The 15541-nt window shown below is 67.3% G+C and carries 14 protein-coding genes; 5 read left to right on the top strand and 9 right to left on the bottom strand.

Going from position 1 to position 15541, the window contains the following annotated elements:
- Positions 1 to 8: 8 nt before the first annotated feature.
- A complete protein-coding gene (locus tag FKZ61_RS08510) occupies positions 9 to 1223 on the bottom strand; it encodes an MFS transporter (protein ID WP_141609661.1) in 1215 nt (404 codons plus the stop codon).
- A 243-nt stretch (positions 1224 to 1466) separates the two neighbouring features.
- Between FKZ61_RS08510 and FKZ61_RS08505 the strand changes: the two genes are divergently transcribed.
- From FKZ61_RS08505 to FKZ61_RS08490, 4 genes are all read left to right on the top strand, one after another.
- Positions 1467 to 2213, top strand: coding sequence for a hypothetical protein (locus tag FKZ61_RS08505; RefSeq protein WP_211358478.1), 747 nt, complete (start codon positions 1467 to 1469; stop codon positions 2211 to 2213).
- A gap of 4 nt (positions 2214 to 2217) precedes the next feature.
- Positions 2218 to 3468: a CDP-alcohol phosphatidyltransferase family protein gene (locus FKZ61_RS08500; protein ID WP_170199444.1), complete on the top strand. Its 1251-nt coding sequence runs from the start codon at positions 2218 to 2220 to the stop codon at positions 3466 to 3468.
- Positions 3469 to 3484: 16 nt separating this feature from the next.
- Entirely contained in the window at positions 3485 to 4588 is a 1104-nt protein-coding gene (locus tag FKZ61_RS08495) for a lysylphosphatidylglycerol synthase transmembrane domain-containing protein (RefSeq protein ID WP_170199442.1), read from the top strand.
- A gap of 149 nt (positions 4589 to 4737) precedes the next feature.
- On the top strand, positions 4738 to 5517 hold the full coding sequence (locus FKZ61_RS08490; RefSeq protein ID WP_141609659.1) for a hypothetical protein: 780 nt from the start codon (positions 4738 to 4740) through the stop codon (positions 5515 to 5517).
- 44 nt (positions 5518 to 5561) lie between these two features.
- Here the strand turns inward: FKZ61_RS08490 and FKZ61_RS08485 are convergent, their stop codons facing one another.
- From FKZ61_RS08485 to FKZ61_RS08455, 7 genes are all read right to left on the bottom strand, one after another.
- Positions 5562 to 6440: an alpha/beta fold hydrolase gene (locus tag FKZ61_RS08485; protein ID WP_141609658.1), complete on the bottom strand. Its 879-nt coding sequence runs from the start codon at positions 6438 to 6440 to the stop codon at positions 5562 to 5564.
- A gap of 14 nt (positions 6441 to 6454) precedes the next feature.
- Positions 6455 to 7261, bottom strand: a complete 807-nt coding sequence (gene menH / locus FKZ61_RS08480) for a 2-succinyl-6-hydroxy-2,4-cyclohexadiene-1-carboxylate synthase (RefSeq protein WP_141609657.1) — start codon at positions 7259 to 7261, stop codon at positions 6455 to 6457.
- Positions 7262 to 7289: 28 nt separating this feature from the next.
- The gene (gene menE / locus FKZ61_RS08475; protein WP_141609656.1) at positions 7290 to 8828 is read right to left on the bottom strand and encodes an o-succinylbenzoate--CoA ligase; all 1539 of its coding nucleotides are present in this window, start codon (positions 8826 to 8828) and stop codon (positions 7290 to 7292) included.
- Between the two features lie 72 nt (positions 8829 to 8900).
- A complete protein-coding gene (locus tag FKZ61_RS08470) occupies positions 8901 to 9734 on the bottom strand; it encodes a 1,4-dihydroxy-2-naphthoyl-CoA synthase (protein ID WP_141609801.1) in 834 nt (277 codons plus the stop codon).
- Between the two features lie 165 nt (positions 9735 to 9899).
- Positions 9900 to 11693, bottom strand: coding sequence for a 2-succinyl-5-enolpyruvyl-6-hydroxy-3-cyclohexene-1-carboxylic-acid synthase (gene menD / locus FKZ61_RS08465; RefSeq protein WP_211358476.1), 1794 nt, complete (start codon positions 11691 to 11693; stop codon positions 9900 to 9902).
- A gap of 147 nt (positions 11694 to 11840) precedes the next feature.
- Positions 11841 to 13253 carry an isochorismate synthase gene (locus FKZ61_RS08460; RefSeq protein WP_141609655.1) on the bottom strand — a complete coding sequence of 471 codons (1413 nt, stop codon included), beginning with the start codon at positions 13251 to 13253 and terminating at the stop codon, positions 11841 to 11843.
- Between the two features lie 2 nt (positions 13254 to 13255).
- On the bottom strand, positions 13256 to 13870 hold the full coding sequence (locus tag FKZ61_RS08455) for a TetR/AcrR family transcriptional regulator (protein WP_141609654.1): 615 nt from the start codon (positions 13868 to 13870) through the stop codon (positions 13256 to 13258).
- A 237-nt stretch (positions 13871 to 14107) separates the two neighbouring features.
- Here FKZ61_RS08455 and FKZ61_RS08450 point away from each other — a divergent pair, with 237 nt between their 5' ends.
- Positions 14108 to 15073, top strand: coding sequence for a glutaminyl-peptide cyclotransferase (locus tag FKZ61_RS08450; RefSeq protein ID WP_141609653.1), 966 nt, complete (start codon positions 14108 to 14110; stop codon positions 15071 to 15073).
- A 140-nt stretch (positions 15074 to 15213) separates the two neighbouring features.
- Here FKZ61_RS08450 and FKZ61_RS08445 read toward each other — a convergent pair whose 3' ends face one another.
- On the bottom strand, positions 15214 to 15495 hold the full coding sequence (locus tag FKZ61_RS08445) for a metal-sensitive transcriptional regulator (RefSeq protein WP_170199440.1): 282 nt from the start codon (positions 15493 to 15495) through the stop codon (positions 15214 to 15216).
- Positions 15496 to 15541 lie beyond the last annotated feature (46 nt).

The raw sequence follows: 15541 nt of genomic DNA, 5'->3' as shown, positions 1-15541 counted from the left end.
TCCTCCCGTCATCCTGTGGTTTCGGCCTGGCGGGGCAGCCAGTAGACGGCCGGCACGCTCAGGAGCGCGATCAGGCTGCTCCACCAGAAGGCCGTCATGAGCCCGTAGTGGTCGGCCAGCCAGCCCACCGTCCAGATGGCCACGGCCCGGATGATGAAGTTGAGAAACATGAACACGCCGTTGGCCGCGGCCCGGTTGTCTGGAAACTGGTCCTGGACGATGGCCAGCAGGACCGGTGTGGGCGAGATGGCCGTCAGGCCCAGGGCCACCAGCACCGGGGCCGTCAACCAGCCGGGCCCCATCAGGAAGAGGAGCAGGAGCAGGGGGGCCAGGGTCAACAGGAGCAGGAGCACCCGTCCCCGTCCCAGCCGGTCGCTCAGGGTGCCGGTGGTCAGGGCGCCCACCACGCCCGCCCCTTCCAGGATGGTCAGGGAGGCGGCGGCCAGCCACAGGCTCGTCTGAAGCTCATCCCGCATGAAGATGGGCAGATAGGTGGTGATGGCCACCACCATGAAGGCCTTGGGCAGCATGATCCATGCCAGGACGGGGAAGGTCTGGCGAACCCGGACCCAGACCATTTCCATACCCGGCCGTCGGGCCGGTGGGCGGGCAGCCACCTGGCGTAGCCGCCAGTAGAGGACGGCCGAGGTCAGCCAGCCCAGGATGGCCAGTCGCCAGAGCCCTTCCAGGCCCCACCAGGTCACCCCGGCCACGGCCACCACCGGGCCGACGGTGCGCCCCAGTTCGCCGCTGGCCATGAAGATGCTCATGCCCGTACCGATGCGCTGGCCGGCCACCCGCCCGATCATGGCCGGCGCCGGCGCGTGGAAGGCGGCAATGCTGACGCCCGCGGCCAGGAGCAGCAGGGTCAGCACCAGGTAGTCGGGCGCGAAGCCCATGAAGCTCATCAGGGTGGCCGTGATGCCCGGCGCCAGGATCACGAAGTAGCGCAGGCTGACCCGGTCGGCCAGGTAGCCGATGAAGGGGTTGAGCAGGCTGGGAAGCTGGGTGAAGATGGCCAGCCCGCCGGCCACCGCATAGCCGATGTTGAGCCGGTCCTGTAGCAGGGGAAGAAGCGGGGCCAGAAAGGCGCTGAAGCTGTCGTGCATGAAGTGGCCGCCAGCGATGGTCATCACCTGGTCCAGGTGAAAGCGGTTGGCGGCCTGGGCCGCCTGGGTATCGGGAACGCTCGGGGCAGGGTGCTGTCGTGCGGGTATGGCCATGGTGGATTTGTCGCATTCGTTCGTTGATCGCTGAAAGTGGTGGTTGAAAGCGTCAGCCTGCCTGGGGAAAGACCGCGCCGTGGGATCATTTCAGTCTGCCTGGTATAACGCGGATAGCCGTTGAAGTCAAATCTGGCGCGTATCGGCCTGCGCTGCCATCCCCCATCGTGACGGCTCTGCCCGCCGTGCCGGCGTTGCCCTGCTTGTGAAAAAGGAACGGATTGGAGTATAGTATCGGCTACCATGACCGACGCATACCCCCATGCCGAGGCGCGGCGCCGTACGGTGCTGGTGGCCGTGATGAATAACCCCGAGGATCTGCACCGGGCGGCTGCAGAAGGCTGGTATCGCATTCCCCAGCGACGGGCTCCCAGGCGTATCGGCGCCGACTACCTGGCCTTCTACCAGACGGGCGCCTTCCGGGGGCAGCCGGAGGCCTGGACCATCACCTACTTCGCAGCCACCCGCCGATATCGCCTGGTCACCCGGCGCCAGCTTCTGCCCGAAGAGGCAGACCACCCCCGGGCGGACGACTATTACTTTTGCATCGAGATCGGCCCCCTCCAGCGCCTGGAGCGGCCCATTCCTTCGGCGACCTTGCGCCGCATCACCTTCATTCACACGACGTTGGCACGCCTCTTGGAGGCCCGGGACGTTCGGGAGCTCTACCTGCGGGAGGATCCTTTTGAAAAATTGTGGCACGCCCTGCGGGAGTATCGCCTGCGCCCGCTGCCAAACCGCATCGTGGGGGAGCGCCCCCTGGACATCACCCTGCGGGCCCGGGGCGGCTACCTGGGTATCCAGTGCACGGCTGAGGAGAGCGCCATCGAAGAGGTGAGCATCGCGGCCGTCCAGCCCTGGCCCTTGCCGGAGCGCTGGGCGCTGTTGCACCTGCCCGCGGCGCGGATTCAACACGATCTGAACGGCTGCCTCCAGGAGATCGGCGCGGCGTTGCTCCAGTTGGGTGGTTCGATGTTAAACCAGGACTGACTTCATGTCTGGCATCAGCAGCACGCGACCCTCCCCGGGCCCAGGAGAGCTGGCCCAATGGAACCGGCAGGCCTTGCAGGCCCTGCGCTGGCAGTGGATTGGGGTACTGGCCGTCTATCTGGTTGCCTGGCTGGGAACCTATGGCTGGCTCAGTCGTTCGGCGGACTTCAGCGGGGCGGCCCGGTGGTTGGTGATGGCCGGCCTGCTGTTGGCCCTGGTGCTGGGGATCCTCTGGCGTGCCCTGTCCCAAAACCATCGGCCGCACCAGAAAGCATTGTTGCCCAGCCTGGGCTATGGCAATGGCCTGTCGCTGGTGCGAGGCCTGCTGGTGGGGTTGCTGGCCGGCTTCCTCTTCTCTCCCCGGCCGACCGGCAGCCTGGCCTGGATGCCGGCCCTCCTCATCACCTTCACCCGCCTCATCGACCACGTGGATGGCTACGTGGCCCGCATCACCCAGGGCGAGACCAGGCTGGGCGCCCTGCTGGACATCGAGCTGGATGGCCTGGATGTGCTGGTGGCCGTGGCGCTGGGGATCCAGTACGGGGTTCTGCCCCTCTGGTACCTGCCCCTGGCATTCTCCCGACAGCTCTTTGTCGCCGGCCTCTGGCTCCGGCGCCGACAGGGCCTGCCCATCTACCCCCTGCCCGAGAGCGAGAATCGCCGGCTCATCGCCGGCTTCCAGACCGGCTTTCTCAGCGTGGTTCTCTGGCCCATCCTGAGCCCGCCGGTGACGACCCTGGCCAGCGTGCTGTTCGCCCTGCCCCTCCTGGCCAGCTTCGGGAGGGACTGGCTGGTGGTCAGCGGTCTGGTGGATGGGAGCAGCCCGGCCTATCACACGGCCCGTCGTCGCCTGAAGGCGATGCTGGAAGGCTGGATGCCCCTGGCCGCGCGGGCCGTGGGCCTGGTGGCGGGCGGGGCAATCCTCGGGCAGGCGTTTCCCGACTTCGCCTCCTGGCGCAATACCCTGGCCGAAATGGGCGTGGCCCTCTCGCCCTCCATCCTGGGTGGGCTGGCCGTCGTTCTCCTGCTGGCGTTTGCCCTGGGCGTGGTCGGCCGGGTGGCTGCCCTGGCGCTGATCGCCCTGGCCTGCCTGGACATCTGGGCAACCGGCTTCCGGTGGTGGGTCAATGTCCCGCTCCTGGTCTCCGCCATTCTGGTGGCCCACTGGGGGAGCGGCCTGGCCGCGCTGTGGCAGCCGGAGGAGCGCCTGCTGCAGACCCAGTTGGGTGTGCCATCTCCTGCCGAAGCCGAATGAGCCCTCGCGATCCTGCATGAAGACATCCTGGTGGTGGGCCATATTGGCCCTGGGCCTGCTCTGGTGGACCTTTCGCCAGGCCGCCCTGGTGGACATTGTCCGGGTTTTTCAAGGGGTGAGACCGGGGGAGCTGTTGCTGCTGGCCCTGGTCAATGCCCTGATCCTGCTCAGCTTCAGCGCGCGCTGGTGGCTCTTCCTGCGGGCGCAAGGGTATACCCTCCCCTACCTGACCCTCTCCATCTATCGGCTGGCTGCCTTCGCCCTCAGCTATGTCACCCCCGGTCCCCAGTTCGGCGGCGAGCCGCTGCAGGTGTACCTGGTCTGCCGGCGACATCGAGTGCCCGTGGCCAGCTCGGTGGCTGCCGTTGCCCTGGACCGGCTGCTGGAGATGTGGGTCAACTTTGCCTTCCTGGCCGGGGGCTCCCTGGTGGTCCTGGGGATGGCCCTGTGGCCTTCCGCGGTCGCCTTTCGGGCCGGTGGCGTGCTGCTCTTGTTGGTTCTCCTGCCCACCCTGGTCCTGGGCGCCCTCTGGCGGGGCCATCATCCCATCTCTGGAGCGGGGGAAATGTTGCTGGCGTGGTGGCAGCGGATGGGTCGAGGGCGAGCGGAAGCACCGGTCCGGCTGGTCACCCTGCTGGGCGAGGTGCAGCGCAGCGAGGACGAGGCCATCCGGCTCTGTCGGGGCAATCCCCGGCTCTGGCTGGCTGCCCTGGCCGCCTCCTTCCTGACCTGGGGGCTGCTCCTGGGCGAATTCTGGCTCATGGCCTACGTGTTGGGGATGGCGCTGTCGCCGGGCCAGCTTCTGTTGGCGCTCCTGGCGGCTCGGGTGGCCATCCTGTTGCCCATGCCTGCCGCCCTGGGGACCCTGGAGGCCAGCCAGGTGCTGGCCATGGAGCATCTGGGGCTGGGGGCCGCGGCCGGCATCAGCCTGGGCGTTTTGATCCGGGCGCGGGATCTCCTGCTGGCGGCCCTGGGCCTGTGGCTGGTGGTGCTCCTGTTGGGGCGCCCCCTGACCGGACGCCTCCTGGCCTCGACCCGCCAGGGGATGGACTGGCGGGAAAGGGGGTGGCCTCTCCTGCGGGGGGATGAGCCGCCTTCAAAACCACCCAACCCAGCATAAGGAACTGTTCGTTTCTTGTTTTTTAAGGAGGTTTTCCGGTGATGGCTCTTCCGATGGCAAGCCGACGTCGCGATCCTGTTTCAGGTGGGGTATCGTCCTCGTGGTGGAAAAATTGGGGACCACGCCTGTTCCTGGCCTGGCTGTTGGGCATGGGACTGTGGCCGCCGGCCGTGGCGGATGCAGCCAGCCCGACAGATGCGGAAACCGTGGTTTTGCCCGGCCACCGGCTCTTTCTGCCCGTGGTCACCCGCCACACGCCCGGGGCATGTCCCCAGCAGTCCCAGGCTACCTTTGCCGCTGTGCCGGTCCAGGGGCCGCCCTCTTCCCGCCAGGCCGCCCAACACCCGGACCTCAACCTGGCCCTGCGGGGCTATGTGCCGACCTCCGCTCTCCTGACCCTGGTGGATGTGGATGGCCCCACCGACAGCGATCCGCCCCAACTGGCGGACCTCTTCTCCCCGCCCCGCCTGCCACCCTTTACCGCCGCCTACCAGGTCTACGACTGGGACTGGCAATGTGCGCCGGATGGTTGCCGGGGAGCGCCCATTGCCTTCCCCCCGGTGACCCTGCTGGAGCTGGCCGCCGATCCCGGCGAACCCCTGACTGTGCCCGACCGCGCCACATCCATCTGGACCGGCCACCTGAAAGCCATGGTCCTCTACGCGGAGAGCCGCCGCATCACCTTGGCCTACACCCGGGAGGATACCGCCGCGGTGGGCTACCTGGTCCACCTGGAAGGTATCTGCGTGGATGTGAACTTGTTGGCCCTCTACCGGCAGTTGGACAGCGCGGGGCGCACCCATCTTCCCGCGCTGAGGGGGGATGAGGTGCTTGGGACCGCAGCCGACGCCCGCTTCCAGGTGGCTATCCGGGACACCGGTTCGTTCATGGATCCCCGCTCCCGCAAGGACTGGTGGCAGGGCTATTGAGATTCCGGTTGCGATGCCGGCCGTCGCTCAGGTAGGGGGAGCCTCTATGCCAATTTGTCGATCATGCTCTTGATGCGCTGGGCCACCAGGCCAGGGTTCTCCATGGGCAAAAAGTGGGTGTACTCTGGCAGATGCTCATCCTGGCCCTGGGGAAAGTGCTGGGCCAGGTCCGGCGCGGTGGGCGAGCGGCGCATGTCCTGGGCGTCGGCTGCCTGGGACGAGTCGGCCCGCATCACCCAGACCGGCACCTGGATCTGGCCCAGCCGGTCGTAGATGTCGGCATCCGGCGCCAGGCCGGTGGCATAGAGGGACGCTTCCACGGCCGGCGGACAGGCCAGGACATAGCCGGGCTGGCCGTCCGCCGTGGTGGCATCCCGGCGCAGGGCATGCTGGCAATAGTCCCAGAGCACCCGCCGATCCCAGCTGGCATAGGGAATGCGTTCGACAAAACGCTCGAACATGGCCTGGGGCGAAGGCCAGCGGTTGCGTCGCCGGGCGGTGAAGTGTTCTTCCGGCAGGCTGTGGCCGTAGTAGTGCCGGGGAAAGATGACGGGCTCGATGAGCAGCAGCGCCTGAAAGTGTTCGGGGAGCGCAGCCGCCGCCTGGGTCACCAGATGGCCGCCCAGGGAATGGCCCACACCGATCATCTGCTGCAGCCGTCGGGCCTGGAGCAGGGCCACCAGATCGTCCCCCAGGGCGGACCAGGCGTAGGGAGGAGGCGGACAGTCGCTGTACCCGTGCCCCCGGATGTCCACGGCCACGCAGCGGCGCCCAGGCAGTTCGGCTACCACCGCGTCCCAGCAGCGTCCATGCATTCCCGCAGCGTGGACCAGGAAGATGGTGGGCGGGTCGCCGGGCCATTCGTGGAGCGCCAGACGAACCTTGCCTGCTGGGACGATGGTGGTAATCGGTGTGCGCGCCATGGTTCTTCCCTTTACTATGACGATGTGGAGAACAACCACTCCTGGAAGCGTCGGGGTTGTTCCAGGTGTACCGTGTGTCCGGCGTCGGGCACCACGGTCAGGGTGGCCTGGGGCAGCGCCTGGGCCATGCGCCGGTTGATGGCGACGAATTTGGTATCCAGGGCGCCCACCAGCAGGTGTACCGGCATCCGCAGCTCGCCCAGGCGGGACCACAGGGAGGGCTGGACCCCGGTCCCCATCCCCCGCAGGCTGTTGGCCAGGCCATGGGCCCGGTTTTGCAGCCGTTGCCGACGCAGCCGGTCCCGCACATCATTGGGCAGCCGCTGCTGGCTGGCGAACAGGGGCAATGCTTCCCAGAAGTCCACAAAGGCCGGCACACCTTCCCGTTCGATCCGGTCGGCCAGCGCCTCATCCTGTCTCTGTCGCTGCTGCCGGGCTTCCTCGTCCTCCAGGCCGGGCGAGGCACTTTCCAGGTAGAGGCTCTTCACCTGGGCCGGATAGGCCAGGGCGACGTAGAGGGCCAGCCGTCCGCCCATGGAATAGCCCAGCAGGTGAACCGGTTCGGGTGCCAGCCGCGCCAGAAGGGTCGCCAGATCGGCCGCTGCCGCATCCATGGCGTACCGGGCCGGCGTGGCCGGCGCGGATGTGCGGCCATGACCCAGCAGGTCCACGGCCAGCACCCGATAGCGCGTGGCCAGGGCCGGGAAGTGGGGCCGCCAGTTGTCCACGCTCCCGGTGAAGCCGTGAAGCAGCACCAGCAGAGGGCCCCGTCCGGCCATTTCGTAGTGATAGGTTACCTCATCCAGTTGCGCGTAGGGCATGGTATCTGAACGTGCCGCGGTGGGCCTGTCACTGGCCGGGGCGCTGGAGCATCTCCGCCACCGTTCGCCGGGCAATTTTCCCCGAAGCGGTCTGGGGGAGGCTTTCCACAAAGGTCAGAATGCGGGGACGCTTGTAGCCGGCCAGCCTGGGGCGCAGGAAGGCGTCCAGCTCGGCCACGGTGACCCGATGCCCGGGGCGTAGCTGGACCATGGCCGCCACCCGCTGTCCCCACTCTGGGTCGGGGATCCCCACCACGCAGGCCTCCTCCACCGCGGGGTGCTGGCGCAGGGCCGCTTCCACTTCCGCCGGGTAGACGTTCTCTCCGCCGCTGACGATTACGTCGCTGCGCCGCTGGAGCAGCCACAAATCTCCATCCCCGTCCAGATAGCCGATGTCGCCAGTGTGGAGCCAGCCATCCCGCAGGGCGCGGGCCGTGGCTTCCGGATCCTGGTAGTAGCCTGCCATGACGGTGGGGCCCTGCACCCGAATCTCCCCCGGCTCTCCGGGCGGCAGCACTTTCCCCTCCTCGTCCACCACCTGGACCCTGGTGAACATCAGGGGGCGGCCCACAGAGCCCGGTTTGCGCAGGGTGTCCCCGGGGCGTTGGGTGGCCACCTGGGAAGCGGCCTCGGTCAGGCCGTAGGTGGTGGCCACGGGGATCCCCTCGTCCCGACAACGGGCCAGCAGCTCGGCCGATGCCGCGGCCCCGCCCAGCAGAATCAGGCGCAGGGATGCAGGCAGCCCGCCCCGGGGGCCTCCTTCGCCCGGCCGGTTGAGCAGCCGGTGTAACATGGTGGGCACCAGGGAAGTGAGGGTGACGCCATCGGCTTCCAGGCTGGCCTGGAAGGCGTCCACCTCAAAGTGGTCATGCAACACCAGGGGGATGCCGTACAGGCAGCAGCGGAAGACCACCGCCAGCCCACCCACGTGATAGAGGGGCAGGCAGCTCAGCCAGCGGTCATCCTCCCGGAGGCCCAGCCGGTAGAGGGAGGCCGTCGCGCTCCAGAAGTGGTTTCCGAAGGTGAGCATGGCGCCTTTGGGCCGGCCGCTGGTGCCGGAGGTGAAGATGATGGCCTGGACCTGGTCCAACGGGGTCCCCTGTTGCCAGGGCCTCTCTCCGGCCGGCGCGGTCTGTGCCACCAGGGTGTGGGCATCCAGCCGGCGGCAGCCAGGGGGCGCGGCGGCCGCGGCCACGGTTGCCAGCTGGTCTTCGGACACCAGAAAATCGGCCCCGGTCAAGGTCAGTTGCCAGGTCAGCTCGTGGGCCACCAGCCGGGTGTTGAGGGGAACCAGCACCGCGCCCAGTCGGGCCAGCCCATGGATCAGGGCCACGTAGGCGGGGCTGTTGGCCAGGAGAGCCGCTACCCGGGTACCCGGCCGGACGCCCGCCTGCCAGAGGGACGCGGCCAGGCCTTCCACCTGTTGGTCCAACTCACCGTAGCGGAGGACTTCCCCGCGAAAGTACAGGGCCGGCCGCTCCGGCGTGACCGCTGCCCGACTGCGGAGCCAGTCTACGGGCTGGTGGAGTGGAGGAGTGGGTGATTGGGTGATTGGAGGGTGGGTCATTGAATCACCAAATAACCGAGTCACCGAATGACCGGATTACCTGCAACGGCCAACAGTTGCCCGGCCCCTGGCCTACGGCCAGCGGGGGAATTTCTCGAACTCGGGCCGCCGCTTCTCCACGAATGCGTCCCGACCTTCCCGGGCTTCATCGGTCATATAGGCCAGGCGGGTGGTCTCCCCGGCGAAGATCTGCTGGCCCACCAGGCCGTCGTCGATCAGGTTGAAGGCGTATTTGAGCATCTTGATGGCCGTGGGGCTCTTGCTGTTGATGGTTTTGGCCCATTCGCAGGCTACCTTTTCCAGCTCGTCGTGGGGCACCACCGCGTTGACCATGCCCATCTGGAACGCCTCTTCAGCCGAGTAAACCTTGCCCAGGAAGAAGAGCTCCCGGGCCCGCTTTTGGCCCACCTGGCGGGCCAGGTACGCGGAGCCATACCCCGCGTCGAAGCTGGCCACATCCGGGTCTGTCTGCTTGAACTTGGCATGCTCCTTGCTGGCCAGGGTCAGATCGCAGACCACGTGGAGGCTGTGGCCGCCGCCCACCGCCCAGCCGGGCACCACGGCCATGACCACCTTGGGCATGAAGCGGATGATGCGCTGCAGCTCCAGGACGTTCAACCGGGCCAGCCCGGTGTCATCCACGTAGCCGGCGTGGCCCCGCACCCGCTGGTCGCCGCCGGAGCAGAAGGCGTAGACGCCGTCCTTGGGCGAAGGACCGTTGCCCGTCAGCAATACCGTACCGATGGAGCCATCCATCCAGGCATCCCGAAAGGCCTCGATCATCTGGTCGATGGTCTGGGGGCGGAAGGCGTTGCGCACCTCGGGCCGGTTGAAGGCGATGCGCGCGATGCCTTCTCCCTTGTGGTAGGTGATGTCGCTGTATGCCTTCACCTGCTGCCAGGCGATGCCGCTGGAGGCCAGCAGTTTTTCCAGGTTTTGGGCCGCAATTTCGGCCAGTTGCTCGTTCGTCTGGGGTTCGCCCATGGTGCTCCCATGCTCCTTTTTCCCAAAATTTTCCAAAAATAAGGGCTCTTGCAGATTACTTCGTCCACGTATTCCGTCGGTAGCGGTTCAGTTCTGGCGCTCGTCAACCTGCAGGGCGACCCTCGCCACCCGTTGCAGGATGGCCTGCCCCATCGCCAGGTCCTGGGCACTGTCACAGGGCACTTCGATCAGGGTGGGGCGTGCCTCGGCCAGGCAGGCACTCACCTGGGTGCCCACGGCCGGCCCGGGCGCGACCTGCTGATACGCCAGGCCGTATAGCTGGGCCACCAGCTCAAAACGCAGGTCGTGGGGCGTCAGGAAGAGGTGGGTGAAACTGGGCTCGAAGCGGGCCACCGGCAGCCGGCGGAAAATGCCGCCGCCCCGGTTGTTCAGCAGGACCACGCCGAAGCGCCCCAGGCCAAACTGGCCCAGGGCCAGCAGCCCGTTCATGTCGTGGTAGAAAGAGATGTCGCCGGTGATCAGCAGGGTGGGCCGGTCGGGCGCAGCCGCGGCCACGCCCAGGGCCGTGGAGGTGATGCCGTCGATGCCGCTGGCGCCCCGGTTGACGAACACCTGCAGGGGCTTCAGCCGGGGCAGCCCATACCGGTCCACGTGGCGGATGGGCAAGCTGTTGCCTACGAAGAGGTTCGCCCCGGCAGGCAGTCCGTCGATGGCTGCGGCCACGGCTGCCCCTTCAAAATCGCCCTGCTCAACTGCCTCGGCCAGCACCTGGCCAGCTGCCCGGCTACCCGCCAGCCAGCCCTGGGCCCACCCGCCCAGCCCCCGCGGGGACAGCTCTGCCGCCAGCCTGCGACAGGTGAGGGTCGGATCCGCCTGCAGAAAGGAGTGCACCAGGTGGCTGTCGTCGGCCCAGACACCGCTGGACCGGATGTGAACGGTGGGCGCGGCCACCCGTTCCAGGTAGGCGTTGAGCGCAGCGGAGGTGGGCACCGCGCCCAGGCGGAGTACCAGTTGAGGCGGCGGCCAGGGCACGTCGCCCGCGGCCAGCAGGGCGTCATACGCGCCCACCAGGGGCGCGTCGGCCACGTGGGGGCCAAAGCGAAGTCCCGAGGCCGGGTCGGCCAGGATGGGATAGCCGCTGGCCCGGGCCAGGGCCGTCACCGCGTCGGCAAAGTCCGGGCCGGCGGCGGCTGCCCGGCGAGGGCCGCACACGATGAGGCCCCGCTCGGCGCCGGTGATGGCCTCGGCCAGGCGCTGCACCTGGGTCGGCGTGGGCTGGATCTCACCGTGTGCCACCGTCAGGTCGCCAGGCGGTTGGGCAAAAAGGGCCGCCACCTGCTCTTCGACCGCCTGGAACGCGGCTGGGGAGGCGGGCTCCAGGGGTTTGCGGAAAGGAAAGTTGAGGTGAACCGGCCCGGAACGGAGCCCGGCCGCGCAGGCATAGGCCCGGGCTGCCAGGGTACGCAGGTTGCGCAGGGCCACGGCCGGCGGCGCGGCCTCGGGCAGGGCCACATCCATCGCCCACAGCACGTGGTCGCCGTACATCTTCACCTGGTCGATGGTCTGGTTGGCGCCGCTTTCCCGCAACTCGTGGGGACGGTCCGCCGTGAGCACCAGCAGCGGAATCTGGGCCTGGTACGCCTCTACCACCGCAGGGTGGAACTCGGCGGCGGCCGTGCCGGAAGTGCAGACCAGGGCCACCGGCCGCCCGGTGGCCTGGGCCAACCCCAGGGCGAAGAAGGCGGCGCTTCGTTCGTCCAGGTGGAGGTAGACCTGGATGGCGGGGTGGCGGTCAAAGGCCAGGGTCAAGGGAGTGGAGCGGGAGCCGGGCGCGATGCAGGCGGCTTCCAGGCCGCATCGGGCCAGCTGTTCCACCACGATCCCAGCCCAGAGGGCATTGGGGTTCACGGCTGTCGTCAACTTTACTTTCGCTCCTTTTCAATCACGAAGCCTTGGGCCGATGATTGAAATCATCGGCTGGCACACCCCAAGGGCGTTGAAACGCACTCCACGGGGCGGATGGTACCTGGCATGAATTCGTTTTGTCACTGTTTATCCCCCATCCCCCTAACCCCTCCAAACCCCCAACGCCTCCAGCACCGGGCGAAACTTCCAGCCTGTCTCCTCCCACTCCCGTTCCGGGCGAGACGCAGCCACAATGCCTGCGCCGGCGTAGAGCCAGGCCCGCCGCCTTTGGACCACAGCCGAGCGGATGGCCACGCTGAAAGCGCCGTCCAGGTTGCGGTCGATCCAGCCCACCGGCGCCGCATACCAGCCCCGGGGCGTCTGTTCGTGTTCCTGGATGAAGGCCAGGGCCGCGTCTCGGGGCCAGCCGCCCAGGGCCGGCGTGGGGTGGAGGAGCTCCACCAGGGGCAAAACGCCGTCCGGCCTGCGCAGTTCCGCCTGGATGGGCGTGAAAAGGTGCTGGATGTTGCTCAGCCGCATGATTTCGGGCGTGGCGGGCGCGGTCAGGGCCGTGGTCAGGGGCGCGAGTCGTTCCTGGATGGCCTGGACCACCAGGGCGTGCTCGTGGCGATCCTTGGCCGAAGCCAGCAGTTCGGCGGCCAGGGCCTCATCCTCCTGGGGAGTCGCCCCCCGGGGCGCGGAACCGGCCAGCCCCATGGTCTGGAGCCGGCTTCCCTGGACGGCCACCAGGAGCTCCGGTGGCGCGCCGAAAAAGGCGTGGTGGGGCCGGGGCTCCACCAGGAAGGTGTAACATCCCGGGTAGCGTTGGTCCAGGTGAAAGAGGGCCGCGTCGATGTCCAGGTGGGTGGGGCTGCGCACCTGGCATATCCGGGCCAGCACCACCTTGTCCATCCGGCCGGCAGCAAAGTGGCGCAGGGCCTCCTCGATCATGGCGGCCCAGGCGGGATAGCTCAGGGGATAATCCACCTCCACCTGGGGGGCCGAAGGCGGTGCGGGGATGACCTTTGGCAGGCTGCGCAGCAGGCGGTAGCGGGCGGCCAGCGCCTCCTGGAGGGCCTGCTGGCGTGCCCGGGCCGACTCGCCTGGCGCAAGCAGGGCATTGATGGTGAGCCAGCTCTCCCCGCGGCAGGTGACCAACTGGTAGTGGGGCAGGATGAAATGGGCAGGATGAAAGGCCGCCCAGGTGAAGTCCGGCACGAAGTCCTGACGAAAGGCGAAGCCGCCGAAAAGGCGGGGCGCGGCCAGGGACGGCCCCTCGTCCATGGCCAGGGCCTGGGTGAAGAGGCTCCGGGCCTGACGCTGAATCTGGTGGAAGCGACCCTCCCCCCAGCCCATCAGGCTGAGGGCGACCCCCACCCCCGCAAACTGGATATCCTGGCTGCCGTCCCGCCAGTAGAAGCGGGGCTGTTGCTCTCCGTGGCGCAGGAAGGTGTAGATGTCGATGCCTTCGGCCGGGCAACAGGCGCTGATCAGCCGTCCCTGGAAGTCCGGCCGATATTCCACGCCCGGGGAGGGGAGATCCGCCTGAGGTGGTCGGGGTGGATGTGGGGTCATGGCTACTCCTTCGCCTCGTCCTCTGGCTGATAGCCGATGCTGCGCAGGAGCAGGGGCGGCAGGGTGCGGACGATGCGTTCTGGCGCCGGTTCGCCGGTCTGGAGCCAGCGGATGACCAGGTTGTAGATGGCGCCCATCCACGCGTGGGCGGTCACTTCCGTATCCACGGGCTGGATCTGGCCCAGGTCAATGGCCTCCTGGAGATACTGCTCGATCAGGCCGGCGAAGCGTTCGTGGACCTCGGCCCGTTTTTCTTCGAAGACGGCACCCAGGCCCACCGCCTGGATGAGCAGGATCTTGGCCGGCCAGCGGTAGCGGCCGAAGGTCTGGAGGCAGGCTTCGATAGCCGCGCGTACCCGCTCCATCCCCTGTTCCCGCTGGCTGATGGCCTCGGTGATGTGCCGCTCCAGGGAGTCGGCGAACTGGTCGATGAGGGCCAGGAAGATCTGTTCCTTGCTGGCAAAATGGAAGAAGACGGAGCCCTCGGACGTGTTGGCCCGGGCGGCCACCTCGTCCAGTTGGGTGTCCCGGTACCCCTTGTGGGCAAAGATATCCAGGGCCGCGTTCAGGATGCGCTCCCGGGCCTGTTGGAATGGGCTTTTGTCCCTGTCGGTCATCGTGTGTTCTTCCATCGGTTCAACGTCATCTGCTCCTGCCATCACCCATGGGTAGGCTTCATTTTTCCCCTTCGGGCCAGGGCAGGCGAGATGGCCTCAGCCTGTCATTCCCATTGTAACACGGCCCTGGAGCCTGGGACGAAGCACAGGGGCAGGGAAATTTGTGGGAAGCGAAGACTGGCCCGATAATGGCGCCATCCGTCCGCATGGAGTATAGTGGGGGAAGTGAGGAGGACCATGGGCAACTCTGCGTTGACTCGTCTATTGCTGGGCCTCGTCCTGGTGGTCGTTGTGTTCGCCGCGCTGGTGGGGCTGGGCAACCAGTGGCGTTCTCAGGCAACTGGAGAGGCCGGCAGTCCGTTGGCCCTGCCTGTGGGGATCGTGCCAGGCGCTTCAACCAGCCCGCTGGCCCTGGCCAGCCCTCTGCCCAGCCCGCCGGTCTCGCCGTTGCCGGCCGCAGTCAGCCCCCTGCCGACTCCGGCCGGGGCTGTCTCCGGCGCGGGTACGCCCGTCTACGGCTATCGGGTGGTGAATGTCTACCCCCATGACCCCAACGCCTTTACCCAGGGGCTGGTCTTTTTCGATGGTTTCCTGTACGAAGGGACCGGATTGCGGGGGCGGTCCAGCCTGCGTAAGGTGGAGCTGGAGAGCGGCCAGGTACTCCAGCAGGTGGATTTGCCCGACCAATATTTCGGGGAAGGGATCGCCCTTTGGGAGGACCGGATCTTCCAGCTTACCTGGCAGGCTCGAGTGGGCTTTGTATACGATCGGGAGAGTTTTTCCCTGCTGGAAGAATTTGCCTATGCGACGGAAGGGTGGGGGCTCACCCAGGACGGCACCCACCTGATCATGAGTGACGGCACGGCCAATCTCTACTTCCTGGAGCCCACCACCCTGGAGGTGGTGCGGCAGGTGGAGGTTCGCGACGGGGCGCAGCCTGTGACTCGCCTGAATGAGCTGGAATATGTGGAGGGCGAGATCTATGCCAACATCTGGCAGACAGATCGGATTGCCCGCATTGATCCGGCCAGTGGCCAGGTGGTGGCCTGGGTGGACCTGGCCGGCCTGCTCCCTCCGGCGGATCGCGGCCAGCCGGTGGATGTCCTCAACGGCATTGCCTACGATTCCGAGGCCAAACGCCTCTTTGTGACGGGCAAGCTGTGGCCCAAGCTATTCGAGATCGAATTGATTCCGCCCGGGTAGTACCGATTGTCTAATCCAGGGGCAGCGTAGGTCCGGTATGGAAACCGGACCTACGCAATCATGAACGCCACTTCCCAAGACAATCGGTATAGGCCCCTTTTGCAGCAGGTCCACCGCAGATTTGCCACTGGGATGGGGCTTCACGATGCGGACGGGTTTTGGGTGACCAGGGCCAGGATGTCTTCCACCAGGGCCGCCCGGGTTGGCCCGTCGACCTCGGCCAACAGGCACTCCCGGGCGTGGCTCTGGACGAAGTGTCCGGTGGCGTTCTGCACGGCCGCGCGAATGGCGTTCAGTTGCTGCACGATCTCCCGGCAGTCCCGGTCATCGTCCAACATCTTCTGCACCCCCCGCACCTGACCCTCGATCCGGCGTAGCCGCACGCGCAGCTCTTCCCGGGTCATCTCAGAGCGAATTTTCATGGTGAACTCCATGTTTTGAAGGCAAACGGACCGTTTGCTCAGCAGC

Source organism: Litorilinea aerophila (assembly GCF_006569185.2).
In the GTDB taxonomy this organism is placed as follows: domain Bacteria; phylum Chloroflexota; class Anaerolineae; order Caldilineales; family Caldilineaceae; genus Litorilinea; species Litorilinea aerophila.
This window is presented reverse-complemented; position numbering and strand designations above follow the sequence as displayed.